The following is an 18,898-nucleotide window of genomic DNA, read 5'->3' on the forward strand; positions in this document are numbered from 1 at the left end:
TTACTTTTCTCAAATTCAGGGAGAAAAGCAATGTCACCTCAATTAATGATGACCAGCGTGTAAATAAGGCCCGTCTCCTTTTGGTTGGTTGTAGATTACTTCTACACCTTCTTGCTCTAGAAGAGTTTTTCTTCTGATATCTTCTGGGTTAAATTTCTTAGTTTTTCCGAAATATTCAGCTAAACCTTCAGTTAACCACATTGGAATCACTACTCCAAAGAACATGAAAATACACCAAAATCCTATTAGGAACATTACGATAAAATAAACGGTCCAAAGGAACTGATAAACTGGCCAAAATCCTGCTAAAAACATAATTTCTATTATTTTAGGCAAAAATATAACATTTTTTTAATCGACAAAAGTTTTTTTATTGAATTTTGTCGCATACTGCTAAATCTCCACCAAATATTTACATTTTCTTCATTAATGAGCCAAAGCTGCAAAGAAATCATTGCCCTTATCATCTGTAATAATAAACGCTGGGAAATCTTTCACTTCTATTTTTCTTACCGCTTCCATTCCTAATTCTGGGAAATCTACTACTTCCACAGAAAGAATATTTTCTTTCGCCAAAATTGCAGCAGGACCACCAATAGAACCTAGATAGAAACCGCCATATTTAGCACAAGCATTGGTTACATCTTTGCTTCTGTTACCTTTAGCGAGCATAATCATGCTTCCACCATTTTTCTGGAATTCGTCTACGTAAACATCCATTCTTCCCGCAGTTGTAGGCCCGAAACTTCCACTTGGCATTCCTTCTGGAGTTTTAGCAGGACCTGCGTAATAAATCGGGTGATTTTTAAAATATTCTGGCATTGGTTTTCCAGCATCTAATAATTCTTTGATTTTTGCGTGAGCAATATCTCTTGCTACAATCAATGTTCCGTTCAGTTTTAAACGAGTTTTGATTGGATATTTAGACAATTCCGCCAAAATTTCTGGCATTGGCTTGTTTAAATCTATTTCCACAGCTGGTTCTAAATGCGGAGCTGTTTCTGGTAAATACTGCGCTGGATTGGTTTCTAATTGTTCTAAGAAAATTCCGTCTTTGGTAATTTTACCTTTTATATTTCTGTCTGCAGAACAAGAAACACCCATTCCAACTGGACAAGAAGCAGCGTGTCTCGGTAATCTGATTACTCTAACATCGTGGGTTAGGTATTTTCCACCAAATTGCGCTCCAATTGCAGATTCCTGACAAATTTCTTGCACTCTTTTTTCCCATTCTAAATCTCTGAACGCTTGACCTGCCATATTTCCTTCTGTAGGAAGGTTGTCATAATATTTTGCAGAAGCTTTTTTCACCGCTGCTAAATTGGCCTCGGCAGAAGTTCCACCAATGACCAAAGCTAAGTGATAAGGCGGACAAGCTGCAGTTCCTAAATCCATAATTTTCTCGCGGATAAATTCTTCTAAAGATTTATCGTTCAATAGAGATTTTGTTTTTTGATACAAGAAAGTTTTATTTGCAGAACCTCCTCCTTTTGTTAAGAATAAAAATTCATAGTAATTTCCTTTTTTCGCATAAATATCAATTTGCGCAGGAAGGTTTGACCCAGAATTTTTCTCTTCAAACATGGTTAAAGGAACAATCTGAGAGTATCTTAAATTTCTGTTTTTATAAGTGTTATAAATTCCTCGGCTTAAAAATTCACCATCATCTACACCTGTGTATACATTTTCTCCTTTTTTTGCTACCACAATTGCAGTTCCTGTATCTTGACAAGAAGGCAGTGCACCTTCTACCGCAACCGCTGCATTTTGCAATAAATTATAGGCCACAAATCTATCATTATCAGTAGCTTCTGGATCATCTATAATTCTGCGTAAACTTGCCAAATGCTCAGAACGAAGCATAAAAGAAACGTCTTCCATTGCTTTTTCCGCCAAAAGTTCTATCCCTTTTGGGTCAACGGTTAAGATTTCTCTATCACCTAATTGTTCTACTTTTACGTAATCTGAAGTGAGTTTTTTATAAACAGTGTCATCCTTTAGAATTGGATACGGATCTTGGTAAATAAAGTCCATTTTATTTTTGATTTACAATTTGCGATTTTTGATTTTCTATTTTTAAAGTTAAAAAGTATCTCCTTTGCTTATGGAAACTAACTTAAAAATTGAATCGTAAATTTACAAAAATTTGATTACCCAAAGGGTGATAATTGTTACAAAAAAACCAGAGGAATTTCTCTGGCTTTATTTTATAGACTAACCTGACTGGCAAAATAATCTTCTAATTCCTTCAATGTTTCTGAATTGGTAGAAATATCTTTTACAATTTCACCTTTATTGATGGCTACAATTCGGTTGCAAACTTCTGTAGTGTGTGCTAAATCATGGCTAGAAATTAAGAAAGTGACTTCTGCATTTTGAGAAAGAACTTTAATAAGGTTCTTTAATTTAATCTGTGTAGAAGGATCCAAATTCGCGAAAGGTTCATCTAAAACAATGATTTCTGGATTGCCAATTAAAGCGCCTACAATTCCTACTTTTTTCTGATTTCCTTTCGATAAATCTCTGATATATTTTCTAGCATTGAGAATTTCTCCATTAAATAAATCTTCGAACTGCTTTAGAAATTCGTCTACAGAAGCTTTGTTTTGACCTCGCAACTCGCCTAAAAAATAAAAATATTCTTCTGGCGTAAGATAACCAATCAAGAAACTGTCATCAATAAACGCAGAAACTTTATTTTTCCAATTTTCTGACTTATTCACTTGAATTCCATCAATTTGAATACTTCCTGAACTGGGTTCAATTAAATCTAAAAGCAAGCTAAAGAGCGTGGTTTTTCCTGCTCCGTTATTTCCTACCAAACCGAAAGTTTCGCCCTTGGAAACACTAAGTTCTTGTATATTAAGCACTTTGGCAGTTCCGTAAATTTTAGAAATATTATGTATATTGATCATGATGAGTTGTTTTAAAATTTTAGATTATTAATTGCCTTTTTTAAAAGCCGCTATGGTAGAATATTTTTCGGTTCTGTAGATTTTTACAATGAGGTTGAAAATTTTGTCTCGAAGTAAAAATCCTATCAGTCCTAAGATTCCTAAACTCATTACCGCTGGAGTCATTCCGAAGAAATATTTCATCGCTCCAAAAACAGCCATTGGTAAAACCATTTGTGGCAATAAAAGGAAAAGAATTTTAATATTGAAATTGTTTTGTCCGCTTGTAAAACCTTTTGAAGCAGAGTTCAAATCAATCGGTTTTTTATTGTAAGCTCCCGCCAGTAAAGTTAGATAAGAGTTTACCCCCAAATTATATAAACCTGCCGCAAAAATGGTAAAATAAAATTCCCAACTGATAAATGCGTAACCGACTGCTAAAATCATAGAAACCGAAATGGCAATGACAAAAAGCGCCCATTTTGCTTTGAGAAAATCCTTATATGGAACATTTTGCGTCATCATCAGTGGATAATAAGAACTGTCCCAAGCTGGAACTCTTTGCCCGAACATAAAATTAAAACCGCCTGTTACAAAAATCCCTAAAAACACTTGCATGAAACTGGTATTGTAACCTTTGCTAAAGAAAAGTAACCCGTAAAAAAGGAATAAAACACCGCCAATTAAAGCACTTCTCGCTGCTTTACTTCTTTTAATCAATCGAATATCATTGTTGATAAAAGTTCCTAATGTTCCATATTTATTGAGAAAAGCAATGTTTTCGGTTTTTCCTACCGCTTTTTTCATTTCTAAACCTCTGTCTAAATACAAATTCTTTTTGATGAAAGAGAAAGTATACACCGCCAAAACCAACAATATAACTATCGGAATAATAAAGAACCCAATATTTTGATACAATCCGTAGAATACGTTCTCAGAAATCTCCAAAACATCTATAATTTCAAAGTAATGCAATCCGCCAATAATCGCCATCAAGCCAAAAAGGCTGTACATCAGCTTATCACTTTTATTGATAATGGTATTGACAAACGTATTGATAAAAACCATAGAAATACAAGCTGCGAAATAAAGCAAAACGTTTACTATATTTAGATTTCCTTTATAAATTAAAAGCGCTGCAAATGGAATCGCAAAAAGTAAAAACGCCCAACTGAAGAATGAAACTAAAATTTTCACTAAGGTGTAACCTGCCACTTGATTTTTAGAAATTTTCAAGGTCAGAAAGGGCTTGATATTTTCCGCAGGAAGTTGCTGCATAAAATATTTCAACAATAAATCGATGGCAATATACACTAAGAAAATTCGGCTGAAAAGTTGAATCGGTTCATAACCTACTTTTTTCGCTCCGAAATAGACTCCAAAAGCTCCGCCTACAAAAATAAGCGCCATATATGCGTACATAAAGAGCATTCCTATTTTCATTAAGATTCCCGCAGCAAATTGCGGGCTTCTCACAAAACTTTTGAGTTCAAGTTTTAGAAATTTTAGAAACATAATCGTTTTTCAATCATTAGTTTCTAAAACTATATTTTCGTTACAAAATTTATTGCATGAGTTCTTTTGCCTGAAGAATTGCGGCATCTGTAATCTTGCTTCCAGAAAGCAATTGGGCAATTTCTGTAAGTTTCTCTTCTTGATTAAGTGGGAAAATTCTGGTTTGGGTTTTTCCTTCAATATCAGATTTTTGCACTTTATAATTATCATTTCCTTTTGCTGCAACCTGTGCAAGGTGAGTAATAACAATCAACTGCATATTTTCTGCCATTTCTTGCATTACATTGCCCATTTCATCTGCAATTCTACCAGAAACACCGGTGTCTATCTCATCTAAAATAAGCGTAGGAAGTTCTGCATTTTCTGCCATGAGTTTTTTAATCGAAAGCATCACTCTGCTTCTTTCACCACCAGAAATGGCATTTTGAATCGGTTTTAAGGCAAATCCAGCATTTGCTTGAAACAGTAATTGGATTTTCTCCGTTCCAAATTTACCGAAATCTTTCGTTGATGATAATTCCACTTCTACTTTTGCTTTTTCTAATCCTAATTTATGTAAAAGTGACTCTACTTTTTCTACAAAAATAGGAGCAGATTTCTTTCTATTTTTTGATAAAATTTCTGCTTTTTTAAGCAAAGATTGAGAAGCTTCAGCAATTTGTTTTTCTAATTGAGCAATCTTATTTTCTATGTCTTCAAAAGAGTTCTTTTCTAAAGAAAGTTCTTCTTTTATTTTTAATAAATCTTCTATTTCGGATACTTTATGCTTTAGAAAAAGTGCATTAATTTTATCATTTTGCTCTTGTAAAGCCAACAAATCTTCAGGATTAGCATCTAGTTTATCCGCTTCATTTTGCAACTGAAATAGAATATCTTTGAACTCTACATAATTTTCTTCCATTCTCGCATTGATTTCAGAAAACTGCAAAGACAAGTCTGCAACTTTACTCAACTTGTTTTTTACGTCATAGAAACCATCAAACAACCCTACTTCTTCCTGGTCAGTTCTAGTGAAAATCTGTGCTAGCAATTCAGAAATCGCCCCTTTGTTTTCAGCTAAAGAAATTTGACTTTGCAGCAATTCATAATTCACCGTTTCTAATTGTGCTGCTTCTAATTCTTCCAACAAAAATTGTTTATAATCGCTCTCTTTATTTCCTTCAGAAAGTGTATTTTTCAGTTTTTCTAGTTCTCTTTGCTTTCTTTGAAATTCAAAATAATCATTTTGATAGGTTTCTATCAAGTTTTTATTTTCAGTAAGCCCATCGATGATTTTAAACTGATATTCTTCGCTGAAAAGTTGAGAAGTTTCAAACTGAGAATGAATATCAATCAACCTCTCAGAAAGTTCCTTCAAAACGTCTAAAGTTACGGGAACATCATTCACAAAAGCTCTAGATTTTCCCGAAGGTAAAATTTCTCTTCTTATAATGGTATCTTTCTCAAAATCGATATCATTTTCGTCAAAGAATAATTTTAAAGATTCAGAAATTTTAAATTCTGCCTCAACTATACTTTTCGTTGAGAAGTCAGAGATGCTTTTAGAATCTGCTCTTTCTCCTAAAATAAGTCTCAAAGCCCCCAAAATAATAGATTTACCTGCGCCTGTTTCGCCTGTAATCACTTGTAAACCTTTCTTGAAATGAATTTCAAGTTGGTCTATCAATGCAAAATTTTGGATATAAATTCTTGATAACATTATTTAAGAATAATTATTTGGAGTTACGATTTAGGAAGTGTAAAAATAGTGTAAATTTCAGAAAATTCAAATCTAAAAGTGTAACTCAACGATTGATTTTACTTCCATTTATTCCATTTTGTATCAATATCTTTTGGAGAGAACAAACTCATTAGGTTCTTAAGTTGATTCATATCCACACTTCCATTATTATTGGAATCAAAAATGTTATAAATTTCTTCTTTTTTGCTTTCTACAAAAAGATTAAAAGGATAATTCATTTGGAAATTACTTTCGTAGAATTTGAGTTTCAAAATCTCATTCGCAATCGTTTGTTTGGTAGAAATTTGGTCTTGTTTTCCTAAATTATCTAATCCTATTCTGTGATAATTGTAGTAAAAATTTCTGAGCGTAGAATTTTGCTCAGACAAAATTGTGCCAATAAGCGCTCCTCTATTCCTAGGGCTTTCGAGCTGAGACCATCCCATATAATTCTGATTTTGAGAATTTTGAGTAATCTGCATCGCTTTGTCATACCAAGGAGTTCCGGCTTTCATTTGATATGTATCTGCATCGTAACCTAAAATTAGGTATACGTAAAAACTCAATACATCAATCAAATTTTTCCCCGAAAATTGTCTTTCGTTAAAAACTAAATTTTGATTTTCTAGATATTCAAAAGAAAAATTGGTGTCATTAATATTGAGGATTGGTGTTTCATACTGCGTTCCAAAAACGGGGCGCACCGATTGAACGACCAAAGTTCCCTTGTAACTATTCCCACTTTTTTCGGCAAGAACAATAGAAAAATTGCATTTTATTTTTTCGTAGTTCTGAAATTTTTTGCCAGTCCAACTGGTTTTATTGATGAAGTCTTTCAGACTTTTCTCCATTGTTTTGAATAACTGCACGTTACTTCCACCAATTTGTTGGTAATTCACTTGAACTTGTGCATTAAGTTCTTGTGCAAAACTAAAATTCGAAAGCAATACAAGTGCAAATATGTAAAGTAGTTTTTTCATTGAATTCTAATCGAATTTTTAAAAAATTTATTTCTTAAGTTGAGTTTCTACAAAATCTAAAATGTCCTTTGCTACTTCGTTTTTAGATTTCATAGAAAATTCTTTTTGTTCCGAATGCGTTAAAATTTTAACCTTATTGGTGTCTTTTTGAAATCCTGCACCTTCATCACGAAGTGAATTAAGTACAATCATATCCAGATTTTTTTTCTGCAATTTGCTTTTGGCATTTTCTTCTTCATTCTGTGTTTCAAGAGCAAAACCTACCAAAAACTGATGGGTTTTTCTTTCGCCCATGGTTTTCAAAATATCTGGATTTTTAACCAATTCTATGGTAAATTCTTCTTCAGATTTTTTTATTTTTTCTTTGGCAACGATTTTTGGAGCATAATCTGCAACAGCAGCACTTGCGATAGCAATATCTACCTTTTCATAGCATTTAAAGACCTCCTCATACATTTCCTTTGCCGAGGTTATTTTATGAATTTCTATATTTTTATGGTCAGTTTTCTGCGAAGTAGGACCAGAAATTAAAATCACTTTAGCGCCACGTTTCACAGCTTCTTCAGCAAGTGAAAACCCCATTTTCCCCGAAGAATGATTACCAATAAAACGAACAGGGTCTATAGCTTCATAGGTAGGTCCTGCTGTAATGAGAACCGTTTTCCCTTCTAAGTTTTTAGATTGATTTTGAGTAAAAAAATCTTCTATTTTTTGTAATATAGTTTCTGGCTCTGCTAATCTTCCTTGACCTTCTAAACCAGAAGCCAATTCGCCAAACTCTGCTGGAATAATATGATGACCGAATCTTTCTGCTTTTTCTAAATTTTCTTTGGTGGAAGGATGTGCATACATATCCAAATCCATTGCTGGAGCGATAAAAACTTGGCATTTCGCTGACATATAAGTAGCAATGACCAAATTATCACAAATCCCATAAACCATTTTCGCCAAAGTATTTGCAGTACAAGGTGCTACCAATAATACATCTGCCCAAAGTGCAAGTTCTACATGAGAATTCCATGTACCATTTTGGTCATAAAAATTAGAATAAACGGCGTTTTTAGAAAGTGTAGAAAGCGTGACTTTTGTAACGAAATTTTCAGCAGAAGGTGTTAAAATAACTTTTACTTCTGCGCCTTTTTTTACAAAATCTCTTACAAGGTAATTCATTTTGTAGGCCGCTATTCCGCCAGAAATTGCCAATAGAATTTTTTTACCTTTTAGAGCCATATGATTATAATTTTAACTGAACGAATTTATGGTTTTTTTTTGAATTTTTAGAAAAATAAAAAGTCACAGAAATTCTGTGACTTTGTTTTTTATTCTTAGCGAAATTCGTTTATTTTTCTTCGGTTCTACGGAAGTAAACTTCGTCATCTAACCATTCTCTAATGGCAATAGACGTAGGCTTCGGTAATCTTTCGTAATTTCTAGAAATTTCAATTTGCTCTCTGTTTTCGAAAACTTCTTCCAGAGTAGAATTGTGCACCGCAAATTCATCTAATTTTTGGTGAAGTTCAGTTCTAATTTCAGCATTAATTTGCTCTGCTCTTTTCCCCATAATTACGATCGATTCATAGATAGAACCTACTTTTTCTTCGATTTTATCTCTATCGTAAGTAATGGTGTTTACTTCTGCTTTTGTATCTTTTACGCTCATTTTGAGTGATTTATTTTTATTTTAGTTTGCAAAGATAATTAATTTCTTCTAATCTTGAAAGTAGCACCTGGTTCTGGTGTGTTAATTTTTGCACTATCGATTCTAATTTTATTTGCTTCTTGCTGATCTTTCAGTTGTTTTTTAGCATCTTCTTTAGCGTTTGCTGTTTTTTGTTTTTCTGTAAATTCAGCTTTTCTAGCTTCTATTTCTTTTTGAAGCTTAGCAAATTCTACTACTTCTTTTTCTAGTTTTCCTCTAATGCCTAGTGCTTCTTTACTCAATTCAGAATTTGGATACTCTCTTTCTACTTGTCTGGTAAATGCGATGGCACTTTCTAATCTTTCTCTTTTTAAATCATAAATAGAGTTGATGGCCAATTCTGACTTAGACTTTAAAATAAAAGTATAGATTTTAGTTTTTAGTTTAGTTGCAGGAAAATCATTTAAAACGTTTTCAAAAGCAACAGTAGCTGCTTTATAATCTGCCATTTTAAAATATTGTCTTGCATTCTCATAAGCTTTGAACTCTAATTTATAATTCAATTCATCAATTAAATCATTGATGTTTTTTGCTTTTTCTGAACTAGGATAATTATTCAAAAATTCTTGTAATTCATTAATAGCCGAAGTTGTATTACTTTGATCTAGATTGTAATCCATAGACCCTTCATAATAGCATAATGCAGACATATAAGCAGCCTCTTCTTTTCTGGGGTCATTTGTAAAAGTAACCGAAAAATTCTTGAATTGGTGTGCTGCTAACTTATAGTTTTTATCATAATAATTAGCATATGCAGACTTATAAACCACTTCTGGAGCATCATCTGTTCCTGCCACCAAATTGGTTAATCTTTCGTAAAGCGCAAGGGCCTCTGTCCATTTCTTTTTTTCATATTTTTCATTGGCAACTTTCATGATAAAATCTTTATCAGCAGATTTCATTGCCAGATCATATTGTTTGTTACAAGACAAAAGCAAAAAAGCGATTGCGAATAATGAGAATATTTTTTTCATAAATATAAATTAAGGGAATCTTTACTATATGTTCCCTTTATCAGTTTGCAAAAATAAAACTTTTTTCGTCAAAAGATTTATTTTAAGATACTTTAACGCAAATAAGGTTAAATTTGATATCCTAAAAGTGAGAAAACACAAAGATTAAGATGATTTTTCAGTTTCTTTTCGGCATTAGCCAGATAATCTTCGTCATTCCCTTTTAGATAGATTTCATAATAGTTTTTATTTCTAATGGTAAAAACAATCGTTCCAATAATCGTAGAAACTATGTCTTCAGATTTTGCAGCTCTTTTAAAGACACCGCTTACAATACCTTTTTGCACCACATCTTCTAGAACTCGAGTAAATGTTTGATAAAATTCTAGCAAGGTATCTTTTACTCTATCATGGTGTCTGAGTTCTTGGGTAACGAAACCATGAAAATAATTGAATTTAAATAACTGTTTAATTACAAAATTAATAATTTCTTTGAGTTGCATTTCTGGTTTTCCGTCTTTTATCGTATGGGTGAACTCAGCGAATGTTTCTCTGGTTTTCTGCACTCTATATTGGTAGAGATTTACCATCATTTTTTCTTTAGAGCCGAAGTAATAAGAAATCATAGCCACGTTTATATTCGCTTTTGCAGAGATGTCACGTACAGATGTTCCATCAAAACCTTTCTGAGCAATAAGCTCTTCTGCTATGTCAAGAATATGAATTTGTTTTTCGGTAAATTTTTTCTTCATTCTCTAATTTGTTGAAAAGTAAAGATATAAAAAAGTTGTTTCTCAAACAAACAAATGTTTAATAGTTTGTTTAATTTTTTAATCGATTTCATATCTTTGAATATGATTTTTTTCAACTTCCATCATCATAACTCCCAAATCTCTTACGGAATTTATAATTCTGCTCCAGAAGAAAAGATTCCTGAGCATTATTTTTCGTCAGGAATTCATCCGCGAAACATAAATAAACAATGGGAATATGATTTAGAAAACCTAAAAATGATTTCTCAAAATCCAAAATGTTTAGCCATTGGCGAATGTGGCTTAGATGCTTTGGTAAACATCAATGAAAATCTTCAGAAAAAAGTTTTCGAAGCGCAAATTCTTTGGGCAAATTACATTAAAAAGCCCGTTATCATTCATTGTGTAAAAAGATTTCAAGAATTAATCCCTTTTCAAAAAATAGCAAAAGTCCCACTGATTATCCATGGGTTTAATAAGAAAAAAACGATTGCCGATGAGATGTTGAAACATGGTTTTTATCTAAGTTTTGGAAAATCTGTACTTCACAACTTATCTTTGCAAACTACATTGAAAGAAATTCCTTTAGAAAAAATCTTTTTAGAAACAGACGATGCTGATTTTGACATTGCTGAATTGTATCAAAAAGTAGCTGAAATCAAGGAAATTCCTGTAGAAGATGTACAAAAAGTGATTACTAAAAATCTAGGCTTTTGCTTCGCTCTGCCTAAATAAAAAATATACTTGGAAAATGACAGATTGGTTACAACGTTCGGAACTGTTGGTAAAAAAAGAAGGCTTAGAAACCTTGAAAAAAGCTAAAGTTTTAGTCGTAGGATTAGGAGGAGTAGGTTCTTTTGCAGCAGAATTTCTAGCAAGAGCAGGCGTGGGAAATATGACGATTGTAGATGGAGACATTGTAGATATCACAAACATTAACAGGCAGTTACCCGCTTTACATTCTACTATAGGAAAGGATAAAGTAGAAATCGTTGCCGAAAGAATTTTAGATATTAATCCTGAAATTAATTTAGTTAAAATCAATGAATTTCTATCACCTGAAAGAATGGACGAAATTCTAGAAGAACATCAATTTGATTACGTGCTAGATTGTATAGATAGTGTTTCGCCGAAATTAGCCTTGATTAAAGCTTGTAGAAGAAGAAAAATAAAAATCGTTTCTTCAATGGGAGCTGGTGGAAAAACAGACCCAAGTAAAGTTTTGGTAAGAGATTTAAGCAAAACCAATAATTGCTACCTTGCCAAGCAAATTAGAAAAAGATTAAAAAAAGAAGGAATTACCAAAGGTTTCAGATGTGTTTTTTCTACAGAAATTCAAAAAGAAGAAAGTCTAAAACTCACCGATGGAAGCAATTTTAAAAAATCTTTTTACGGAACCATCAGTTTTATGCCCGCACTTTTTGGTTTAAATGCTGCCGCAGAAGTGATTAATTATTTATTGAAAGAAACAAGTAAAAAGAGCCAAGAGCAAAATTAATTTTATACTTAATATTTTGAACTATAAATATCCCCGAGAAGAAAAACTCAAGCAAAAAAATGATATTTCCTTACTTTTTGAAAAAGGAAAATGGAAAACTTGTGGAAATTTGAGAGTAATTTCACTTTCTTCAGAAGAATTCACTCAACATAAAGTAGGCGTTTCTGTTTCTAAGAGATATTTTAAAAAAGCGGTTCACAGAAATAGAATCAAAAGACTTTTGCGCGAAGTTTACAGACTTAATAAAGCTCAATTTTTAGAAAAATTTGGCGAAAATTCCTTAACCATGTTATTCTACGTTTCACCTACTCTTCCAAAAAATTACCAAGAAATAGAAGAAGAATTTTTAAAACTTCTCAAAAAATAAAAATCAATTGCACGTTTTTTGTAATTTAGTTTGCACAAATAATAAACTATTTCACAAAATGTTAGACAACATTCCTTACCTACCATACTTCATCAGTGCATTTATTGGCATTGGTTTAGCTACAGCTTCTGGTTTTAGAGTTTTCTTGCCTATGTTTGCAGTAAGTCTCGCATCTTACATGGGCTGGATTCCTATGAACGAAAATTTCCAATGGTTGGCTGGTTTACCTACGCTCATCGCTACTGGAATTGCCACTATGGTAGAAATTTTGGCTTATTATATTCCGTATGTTGATCATTTATTAGATACGCTTTCTGTTCCTCTAGCTACAATTGCGGGTTCTATAATGTTTGCCGCTCAATTTACAGATTTAGGAACATTTCCTACTTGGGCACTTGCATTAATTGCAGGTGGTGGAACCGCTGCTGCCATAAGCTCTGGATTTGCAGGAACACGAGTTACTTCTACTGCTACAACTGGCGGACTCGGAAATTCCGTAGTAGCTACCACCGAAACAGCAGGTGCTGGTATCATGAGTTTTTTAGCTCTAGCAGCTCCCGTAATTGCTTTTTTAGCAGCAATTTCCCTTGTGATTATCGTGCTTATTTTAGGAAGAAAAATCTGGAATAAATTAAGAGGAAATCTGAAATCCGAAGAAACTTTATAAACTAATCGTTAGGCTTAGTTCAAAATAAAAACTCCAAGAAATTCTTGGAGTTTTGTTTTATTTACCCTGCTTTAAATATTTGATTTCTTGAATTTTAGCCTTGAAATCTTCGGCTTTTTCCGGATGCTTATTTTGAAGGATTTCGTAAGCTTTAATTGCTTTGGTATACAATCTTTGTTCGGTATAAAGTTTTGCTAAAGTTTCGGTCATCAAGTGTGAGATGTCGTCATTTTTTTCTTTTACTACGAAGCTAACCTCTTCTTTTAACTGAGAAATTTTAGGATTTTCTTCAATGAATTTATCGATGATTTCTGCTTTTTTCTCAATGACTTTTACTGGAATGTTTTCAGGTGTTTTAACCGATGTGCGATCTATTTTAAGCCAACTTTGCCAAGTATTTACAAAATCTGGAATATTACTGTTATTCTCTTCCTTCTCCGCTTCTTTTGGTTGATTTTCAACAGTTTGAACTGATACTTCTTGAATGTTATTTTTTAAGAAAGAAGTGTTTAAAATAGATTTTTCAACAGCTTTTTCTTCTATTTCAGCCTCTTCTAAAACCTCTTTTTTCAATTCGATTGGCGCAACTTCTTCTACAATTTTCTTCTCTTCTGTAATTGCAATTTCTGGTTTTACCTCAACTGGTTTTTCGGTAGCTTTCGGTTGAGAAACTGCTGATTTTTGAATCATAGAATCCAGTGGATTCATTACAAAATTCATCGGTTTCCAATCGGTATGAATTTCTTCTACAATTTCTTCTTTTTCTTCCGTCAAAATAGGAGTATTAATGTCTTGAGGCTCTTCTTTTTCAATCTTCATTTCTATTTTTTCCTCTATAATCTCTGTTTTTTCTGGTGCTGAAATGTTCACTTCTGGAGTTTTTTCAGATGAAACTTCTTCAGATTTTATTTTTTCTTCAGTTTGCTTTTCTTTAATGATTGGTGCAGGAATTTCTGCTTTCGGTTCAGACTTCGGTTCTTCTTTTTGAACGGGAGGAACAGTGAATTTTACGTTTGGCAAGAAACTTTCGAAACCATTAAAACTAATATCCGAAGGTTTTACAGACGTAATTTCTTTGTCATCGGATTTATCAATATGTTCTAAAACGGTTTCTTTACTGAAATTAAGGTCTTCTTCTCTCGTTTTGAACGCAATTTCTGCATTTTCTTCTTCCGCTTTTTCTTGCTCCAGCAATTGATTTTCAATTTCTAGAATCTCCAATTCTTTCAGAACTTCGAACTCATTTTCTTTTTTATCAAGAATTGGCGCTTCTAATTCGGTATCTCCTACTATACTTTTCGGATGCGTAATTACAGGTTTTTCCGCCTCTATTTTTTCTACTGTTTCGGTTAAATTTTCAGAAGGATTTTCAGTGATATTTTGCTCTGGAACCTCAACGATATTTACAGGTTCTTCAACGGTTTTTTCTACTTCATTTTCTGCTTTAGCGAGGACAATTTTCTTGAATTTCGTCAATTCTTTTTTCTCTTCTTCATTCTTCTTATTGATGAAAGTGTAAAGAATTTTTTTATCCGTAGTATACGCTGCGGTTTTGGTTAGTTCTTTTTGGTAATTTTCAGCATCGAAATTAAAAATCGCCGAAAGATGCAAGGTTCTAATACTCTGCATATAAGGAAATTTAGAAATTTCATTCTGAAGAAGCGAAATGTCTTCTTTAGAAATATTTTCTGGGCGCTGAAGCAATTCTAAAACTCGTGCATTCATCTTTTACCAATTGGCTACAATATCGTTAAAAATTTTATTGATAATCCTTTCGTTTACCAATTTCACTTGAGAAGTTTCTATGGCATTAATATCTAAATCACTACTGAAAACTGCTTCGTCTGAATAGGTTCTATCAAAACTTGCTTCTGGAAATTTTCTGTTTTCGTAATGAACTTTTACCGTAATGGTGAGTTTATTTTGTGCCGCTTGAATATTTCCACCAGCTGTAGCAACAGGCGTAGAAATAGTGGTAGGCGAAATGCTATAATCTGTGATTTCACCTTCTATAAGAACATCGGGATTTTCTGTGGCTCCTTTTAAGCCTGACCTTTGTAAAAATCTATTTTGAAGGGCAATAGAAAATTCTTGACTTAAATTAGCATTCACCAATGCTGCATTATTAGGGAAATTTTTAATCTGAATGGTTTTTTCGTCGTGATTCAGAGAATTCCCTGTAAAACTATAACAAGAAGACAAAAGAACCAAGGAAAAGAAACCAAGGAAAAAGAACCCAAAAGTATGCAAACTTTTGGCTTGAATTCTGAAATCTAAAATCTGAAATCTTTTCATTAATCTTCTAAATTATATTGTTTTATTTTTCTGTAAAGTGTACGCTGAGAAATCCCCAATTCATCGGCTGCTTTATTTCTTCTGCCTTTGTGTTTTTCGAGCGCTTTTACAATTAAATCTCTCTCATTATTGATTAAAGAAAGAGACTCTTCTTTTGGTTCTTCTTCTAAATCTATGTCTTCTACCCCATTTTCGTACTCCTCGGTATCATTGTAGAAATTAGGAGTTGGCGCAGCTGGTTGATCTTCGTAATACAAAATAGAACTTGTATTAACCGGTTGGGTTTCAGTTTTAAAAACTCTACCGATTAAATCTTGCTCGTGATGCGAAAAACTCTGACTTCCTCTATTCTTAATCAGTTCCGAAGTTAAGGATTTTAAATCATTTAAATCATTTCTCATGTCAAAAAGAATTTTGTACATGATTTCTCTTTCTGAACCGAAATCCGCTCCTGAATTTCCTGAATTTCCACCTCTGGAAACCACTGCAGGAAGCTGAGCATTCATAGGAATATATTCTGATAATTTAGTAGAATTTACGCTTCTGTTTTGTTCTACCACCGTCATTTGTTCCACTAAATTTCTCAACTGACGAATATTCCCTGGAAAAGTATAATTTTCTAAATATTTAACGCCATCATCTGTCAATTGCAACTCTGGCATTCTGTATTTTTCGGCAAAATCAATAGCAAATTTCCTGAAAAGCAAATGGATATCTCCTTTTCTTTCTCTCAAAGGTGGCATATCAATCTGTACCGTATTGAGACGATAGTACAAATCCTCTCTGAATCTGCCGTCTTCAATCGCCTTCATCATATTTACATTAGTAGCGGCTACGATTCTCACATTGGTTTTTTGAACCTGAGAAGAACCCACTTTCATAAATTCTCCACTTTCTAAAACTCTGAGAAGTCTTACTTGAGTTTGCAACGGAAGTTCACCCACTTCATCTAAGAAAATAGTTCCGCCATCTGCCACTTCGAAATAACCTTTTCTGGTAGAAGTAGCGCCTGTAAAAGCTCCTTTTTCGTGCCCAAAAAGTTCGGAATCTATTGTTCCTTCTGGGATTGCACCACAGTTTACCACAATATATGGTTGGTGTTTTCTACGAGATTCGCTATGAATAATTTTCGGGATATGTTCTTTACCAACTCCAGATTCTCCGATAACCAATACGGAAATATCTGTAGGCGCCACCTGAATTGCTTTTTCTATGGCACGGTTAAGTGCGGGAAAATTCCCTATAATTCCGAAACGGTTTTTTATGGATTGTAAGTCGCTCATAATTTTGAGATTTGAGGTTTAGTGTTTTAAAAAATTTAGAAAACTTTGCGATTTCCTTAAATCGCTTTCCCCAAAAGTGTGCCTTGAGTGCTGTCATGAACAAAAACAGTCACAAAGTCACCAATATTCTGCCCTTCTACTTTGTCAAAAACCACTACTGCATTCTGAGAAGTTCTTCCTTTCCATTGATTTTTATCTTTTTTAGACTCTCCTTCAATTAGAACTTCGTAGTTTTTGCCAACGTAAGATTTCATTCTTTTTCTAGATAATTCTCCTTGTAATGCAATGATTTCTGCTAATCTTCTTTGCTTCACATCTGCAGGAACATCATCTTCCATTTTTTTATGTGCTGGAGTTCCTGGTCTTTCAGAATAAGCAAACATATAACCGTAATCGTATTCCACTTGTCTCATTAAATCAAGCGTTAATTGGTGATCTTCTTCAGTTTCTCCACAGAAACCAGCAATCATATCTTGAGAAAAAGCAATGTCTGGAACTATTTCTTTCGCTTTTTTAATTAAATCTAAATATTCCTGACGTGTATGTTGACGATTCATTTTTTTCAAAATTCTGTCACTTCCGCTTTGTACAGGAAGGTGAATATATTTACAAACGTTATCGTATTTAGAAATCACACGGAAAACTTCTTCCGTCATTTCATGCGGATTAGATGTTGAAAAACGAATTCTCATTGCAGGAACTGCTTTTGCTACCATTTCTAACAATTGAGCAAAATTTACAGCCGTAGCTTTTTGCATTTCCGAAGCTTTATCAAAATCTTTTTTAGGGCCACCTCCATACCAAAGATAAGAGTCCACGTTTTGCCCAAGAAGTGTAATTTCTTTGTAGCCATTTTCAGCTAATGCCTTGCATTCTTCAATAATAGAATGCGGATCACGGCTTCTTTCTCTACCTCTAGTAAAAGGAACTACACAGAAGGTACACATATTATCACAACCTCTAGTAATAGTTACGAATGCTGTAACACCATTGCCTCCCAAACGAACAGGATTAATATCTGCATACGTTTCTTCTTTAGATAAAATAACATTGATGGCGTCTCTTCCGTCTTCTGTTTCTTTCAAAAGATTGGGTAAATCTCTATACGCATCTGGACCAACTACTAGGTCTACCAAATGTTCTTCTTCTAAAAATTTAGTTTTAAGACGTTCTGCCATACAACCAAGAACACCAACAGTAAGGTTAGGCCTTTCTTTTTTCAAATTTTTGAATTGTGAAAGTCGCATTCTAACAGTTTGCTCCGCTCTTTCTCTGATAGAACAGGTATTAAGCAAAATTAAATCTGCTTCTTCTACGTTCATGGTGGTATTATAACCTTGTTCGTTAAGAATAGAGGCTACGATTTCGGAGTCTGAGAAATTCATTTGACAACCGTAACTTTCTAAAAACAATTTTTTAGAATTTTCTGGTTTTTCAGCAATAGCAAAAGCTTCTCCTTGTTTAGTTTCGTCTATATATTTTTCTTGCACTTTTCAAATATTTTGAGTGCAAAGATAATGAAAAATTGTGACAGAATGTCAGTCAAAATTTACACTAAATGGAATTTTATATCTCTGTCTTACAGGATTACCATATACTTTAGCAGGCTCCCATTTCTTTTTGACATGTTTTAATGCATAAACAAATCTATCATCAAATTCTTTCAAGCCAGAGCTCTTTTCTACTGCAACATCTGTTACTGAGCCATCAACATCTACAACAAATTTTATAATAACTGTTATTTTACCTCTACCATTAAACCCACTTAAGTCTACTTTTTTAGCAACTTCATCTCTAAATGAACTTAATCCTCCATTTAAAAAACTAGCATCAGCATTTAATTTTTTAGGATCATAACCTTCTTTGTAATTATCAAACAAATCATCAGGAAAAAAAGCAAATACACTTCTAGCACTAATATTCTTGCCTTCTTTTTGAGCTGGAATCCAATTCTTAAGTTCTGGCAAAACTTGATCCAGCAAATCACTTGCACATTTATTGGCATTATAAACATTTGGATGATTTTCTATTTTTTTAAACTCTCCATGATTGGTTACAATAAATTCTTGATGATATAGAACTTCCTTTTTTTCACAAGGCACTAAATTTTTGTTCACAATTATTTGATGAACTTCTTTATAGAAATTTACAAATCCACCTTTGTACAATAAATCATTTCCAACAAAAGGAACAGATTCCTGAGCTTTAATAAAAGAAATAAAAAATAAAAAAATAAATACAATAGTTCTCATGTTTATTAGTTTTGTGCATCAAA

Annotated in this window: 19 protein-coding genes; 4 read left to right on the plus strand and 15 right to left on the minus strand. The window is 33.1% G+C overall.

The features are described from left to right. Positions 1-42: 42 nt before the first annotated feature. The 10 genes from N7277_RS02350 to N7277_RS02395 form a co-directional block, all read right to left on the minus strand. Positions 43-315 (minus strand): hypothetical protein, encoded by a 273-nt coding sequence (locus tag N7277_RS02350; protein WP_165785720.1) that lies wholly within the window; start codon positions 313-315, stop codon positions 43-45. Positions 316-426: 111 nt separating this feature from the next. Beyond that, positions 427-2,034, minus strand: coding sequence for a fumarate hydratase (locus N7277_RS02355; RefSeq protein WP_274780158.1), 1,608 nt, complete (start codon positions 2,032-2,034; stop codon positions 427-429). A gap of 173 nt (positions 2,035-2,207) precedes the next feature. Next, a complete protein-coding gene (locus N7277_RS02360; protein WP_274780159.1) occupies positions 2,208-2,915 on the minus strand; it encodes an ABC transporter ATP-binding protein in 708 nt (235 codons plus the stop codon). Between the two features lie 27 nt (positions 2,916-2,942). Continuing rightward, positions 2,943-4,409: a DUF5687 family protein gene (locus tag N7277_RS02365; protein ID WP_274780160.1), complete on the minus strand. Its 1,467-nt coding sequence runs from the start codon at positions 4,407-4,409 to the stop codon at positions 2,943-2,945. 49 nt (positions 4,410-4,458) lie between these two features. Beyond that, positions 4,459-6,108 carry a DNA repair protein RecN gene (recN, locus tag N7277_RS02370; RefSeq protein WP_274780161.1) on the minus strand — a complete coding sequence of 550 codons (1,650 nt, stop codon included), beginning with the start codon at positions 6,106-6,108 and terminating at the stop codon, positions 4,459-4,461. 98 nt (positions 6,109-6,206) lie between these two features. Then, positions 6,207-7,109, minus strand: a complete 903-nt coding sequence (porD, locus tag N7277_RS02375; protein WP_274780162.1) for a type IX secretion system protein PorD — start codon at positions 7,107-7,109, stop codon at positions 6,207-6,209. A gap of 27 nt (positions 7,110-7,136) precedes the next feature. Next, positions 7,137-8,339, minus strand: coding sequence for a bifunctional phosphopantothenoylcysteine decarboxylase/phosphopantothenate--cysteine ligase CoaBC (gene coaBC / locus N7277_RS02380; protein WP_274780163.1), 1,203 nt, complete (start codon positions 8,337-8,339; stop codon positions 7,137-7,139). Positions 8,340-8,448: 109 nt separating this feature from the next. Beyond that, on the minus strand, positions 8,449-8,769 hold the full coding sequence (locus tag N7277_RS02385) for a DNA-directed RNA polymerase subunit omega (protein WP_274780164.1): 321 nt from the start codon (positions 8,767-8,769) through the stop codon (positions 8,449-8,451). Between the two features lie 38 nt (positions 8,770-8,807). Next, positions 8,808-9,782, minus strand: coding sequence for an outer membrane protein assembly factor BamD (locus tag N7277_RS02390; RefSeq protein ID WP_274780165.1), 975 nt, complete (start codon positions 9,780-9,782; stop codon positions 8,808-8,810). Positions 9,783-9,889: 107 nt separating this feature from the next. Next, entirely contained in the window at positions 9,890-10,513 is a 624-nt protein-coding gene (locus N7277_RS02395; protein ID WP_274780166.1) for a TetR/AcrR family transcriptional regulator, read from the minus strand. A 102-nt stretch (positions 10,514-10,615) separates the two neighbouring features. Here N7277_RS02395 and N7277_RS02400 point away from each other — a divergent pair, with 102 nt between their 5' ends. Genes N7277_RS02400 through N7277_RS02415 form a run of 4 tightly spaced genes read left to right on the plus strand, consistent with a single transcriptional unit; the run spans position 10,616 to position 13,045 of the window. Continuing rightward, positions 10,616-11,248 carry a TatD family hydrolase gene (locus N7277_RS02400; RefSeq protein ID WP_274780167.1) on the plus strand — a complete coding sequence of 211 codons (633 nt, stop codon included), beginning with the start codon at positions 10,616-10,618 and terminating at the stop codon, positions 11,246-11,248. Positions 11,249-11,264: 16 nt separating this feature from the next. Then, complete coding sequence (locus N7277_RS02405; RefSeq protein WP_274780168.1) at positions 11,265-12,011, plus strand: tRNA threonylcarbamoyladenosine dehydratase; 747 nt, start codon at positions 11,265-11,267, stop codon at positions 12,009-12,011. Positions 12,012-12,027: 16 nt separating this feature from the next. After that, the gene (rnpA, locus tag N7277_RS02410; RefSeq protein WP_274780169.1) at positions 12,028-12,378 is read left to right on the plus strand and encodes a ribonuclease P protein component; all 351 of its coding nucleotides are present in this window, start codon (positions 12,028-12,030) and stop codon (positions 12,376-12,378) included. Positions 12,379-12,436: 58 nt separating this feature from the next. After that, on the plus strand, positions 12,437-13,045 hold the full coding sequence (locus N7277_RS02415) for a DUF4126 domain-containing protein (RefSeq protein ID WP_274780170.1): 609 nt from the start codon (positions 12,437-12,439) through the stop codon (positions 13,043-13,045). Between the two features lie 57 nt (positions 13,046-13,102). Here the strand turns inward: N7277_RS02415 and N7277_RS02420 are convergent, their stop codons facing one another. The 5 genes from N7277_RS02420 to N7277_RS02440 are packed head-to-tail and all read right to left on the minus strand — an operon-like array spanning position 13,103 to position 18,875. Further along, complete coding sequence (locus N7277_RS02420) at positions 13,103-14,770, minus strand: hypothetical protein (RefSeq protein ID WP_274780171.1); 1,668 nt, start codon at positions 14,768-14,770, stop codon at positions 13,103-13,105. A 3-nt stretch (positions 14,771-14,773) separates the two neighbouring features. Beyond that, on the minus strand, positions 14,774-15,340 hold the full coding sequence (locus tag N7277_RS02425) for an LptE family protein (protein WP_274780172.1): 567 nt from the start codon (positions 15,338-15,340) through the stop codon (positions 14,774-14,776). Continuing rightward, entirely contained in the window at positions 15,340-16,623 is a 1,284-nt protein-coding gene (locus N7277_RS02430; RefSeq protein WP_274780173.1) for a sigma-54 interaction domain-containing protein, read from the minus strand. The genes N7277_RS02425 and N7277_RS02430 overlap by 1 nt, the downstream gene beginning before the upstream one ends. A 56-nt stretch (positions 16,624-16,679) precedes the next feature. Next, positions 16,680-18,113, minus strand: a complete 1,434-nt coding sequence (gene miaB, locus N7277_RS02435) for a tRNA (N6-isopentenyl adenosine(37)-C2)-methylthiotransferase MiaB (protein WP_274780174.1) — start codon at positions 18,111-18,113, stop codon at positions 16,680-16,682. Between the two features lie 48 nt (positions 18,114-18,161). Then, the gene (locus N7277_RS02440; protein WP_274780175.1) at positions 18,162-18,875 is read right to left on the minus strand and encodes an energy transducer TonB; all 714 of its coding nucleotides are present in this window, start codon (positions 18,873-18,875) and stop codon (positions 18,162-18,164) included. Positions 18,876-18,898: the final 23 nt, after the last annotated feature.

It is taken from the genome of Cloacibacterium sp. TD35 (assembly GCF_028864635.1).
Classification (GTDB): domain Bacteria; phylum Bacteroidota; class Bacteroidia; order Flavobacteriales; family Weeksellaceae; genus Cloacibacterium.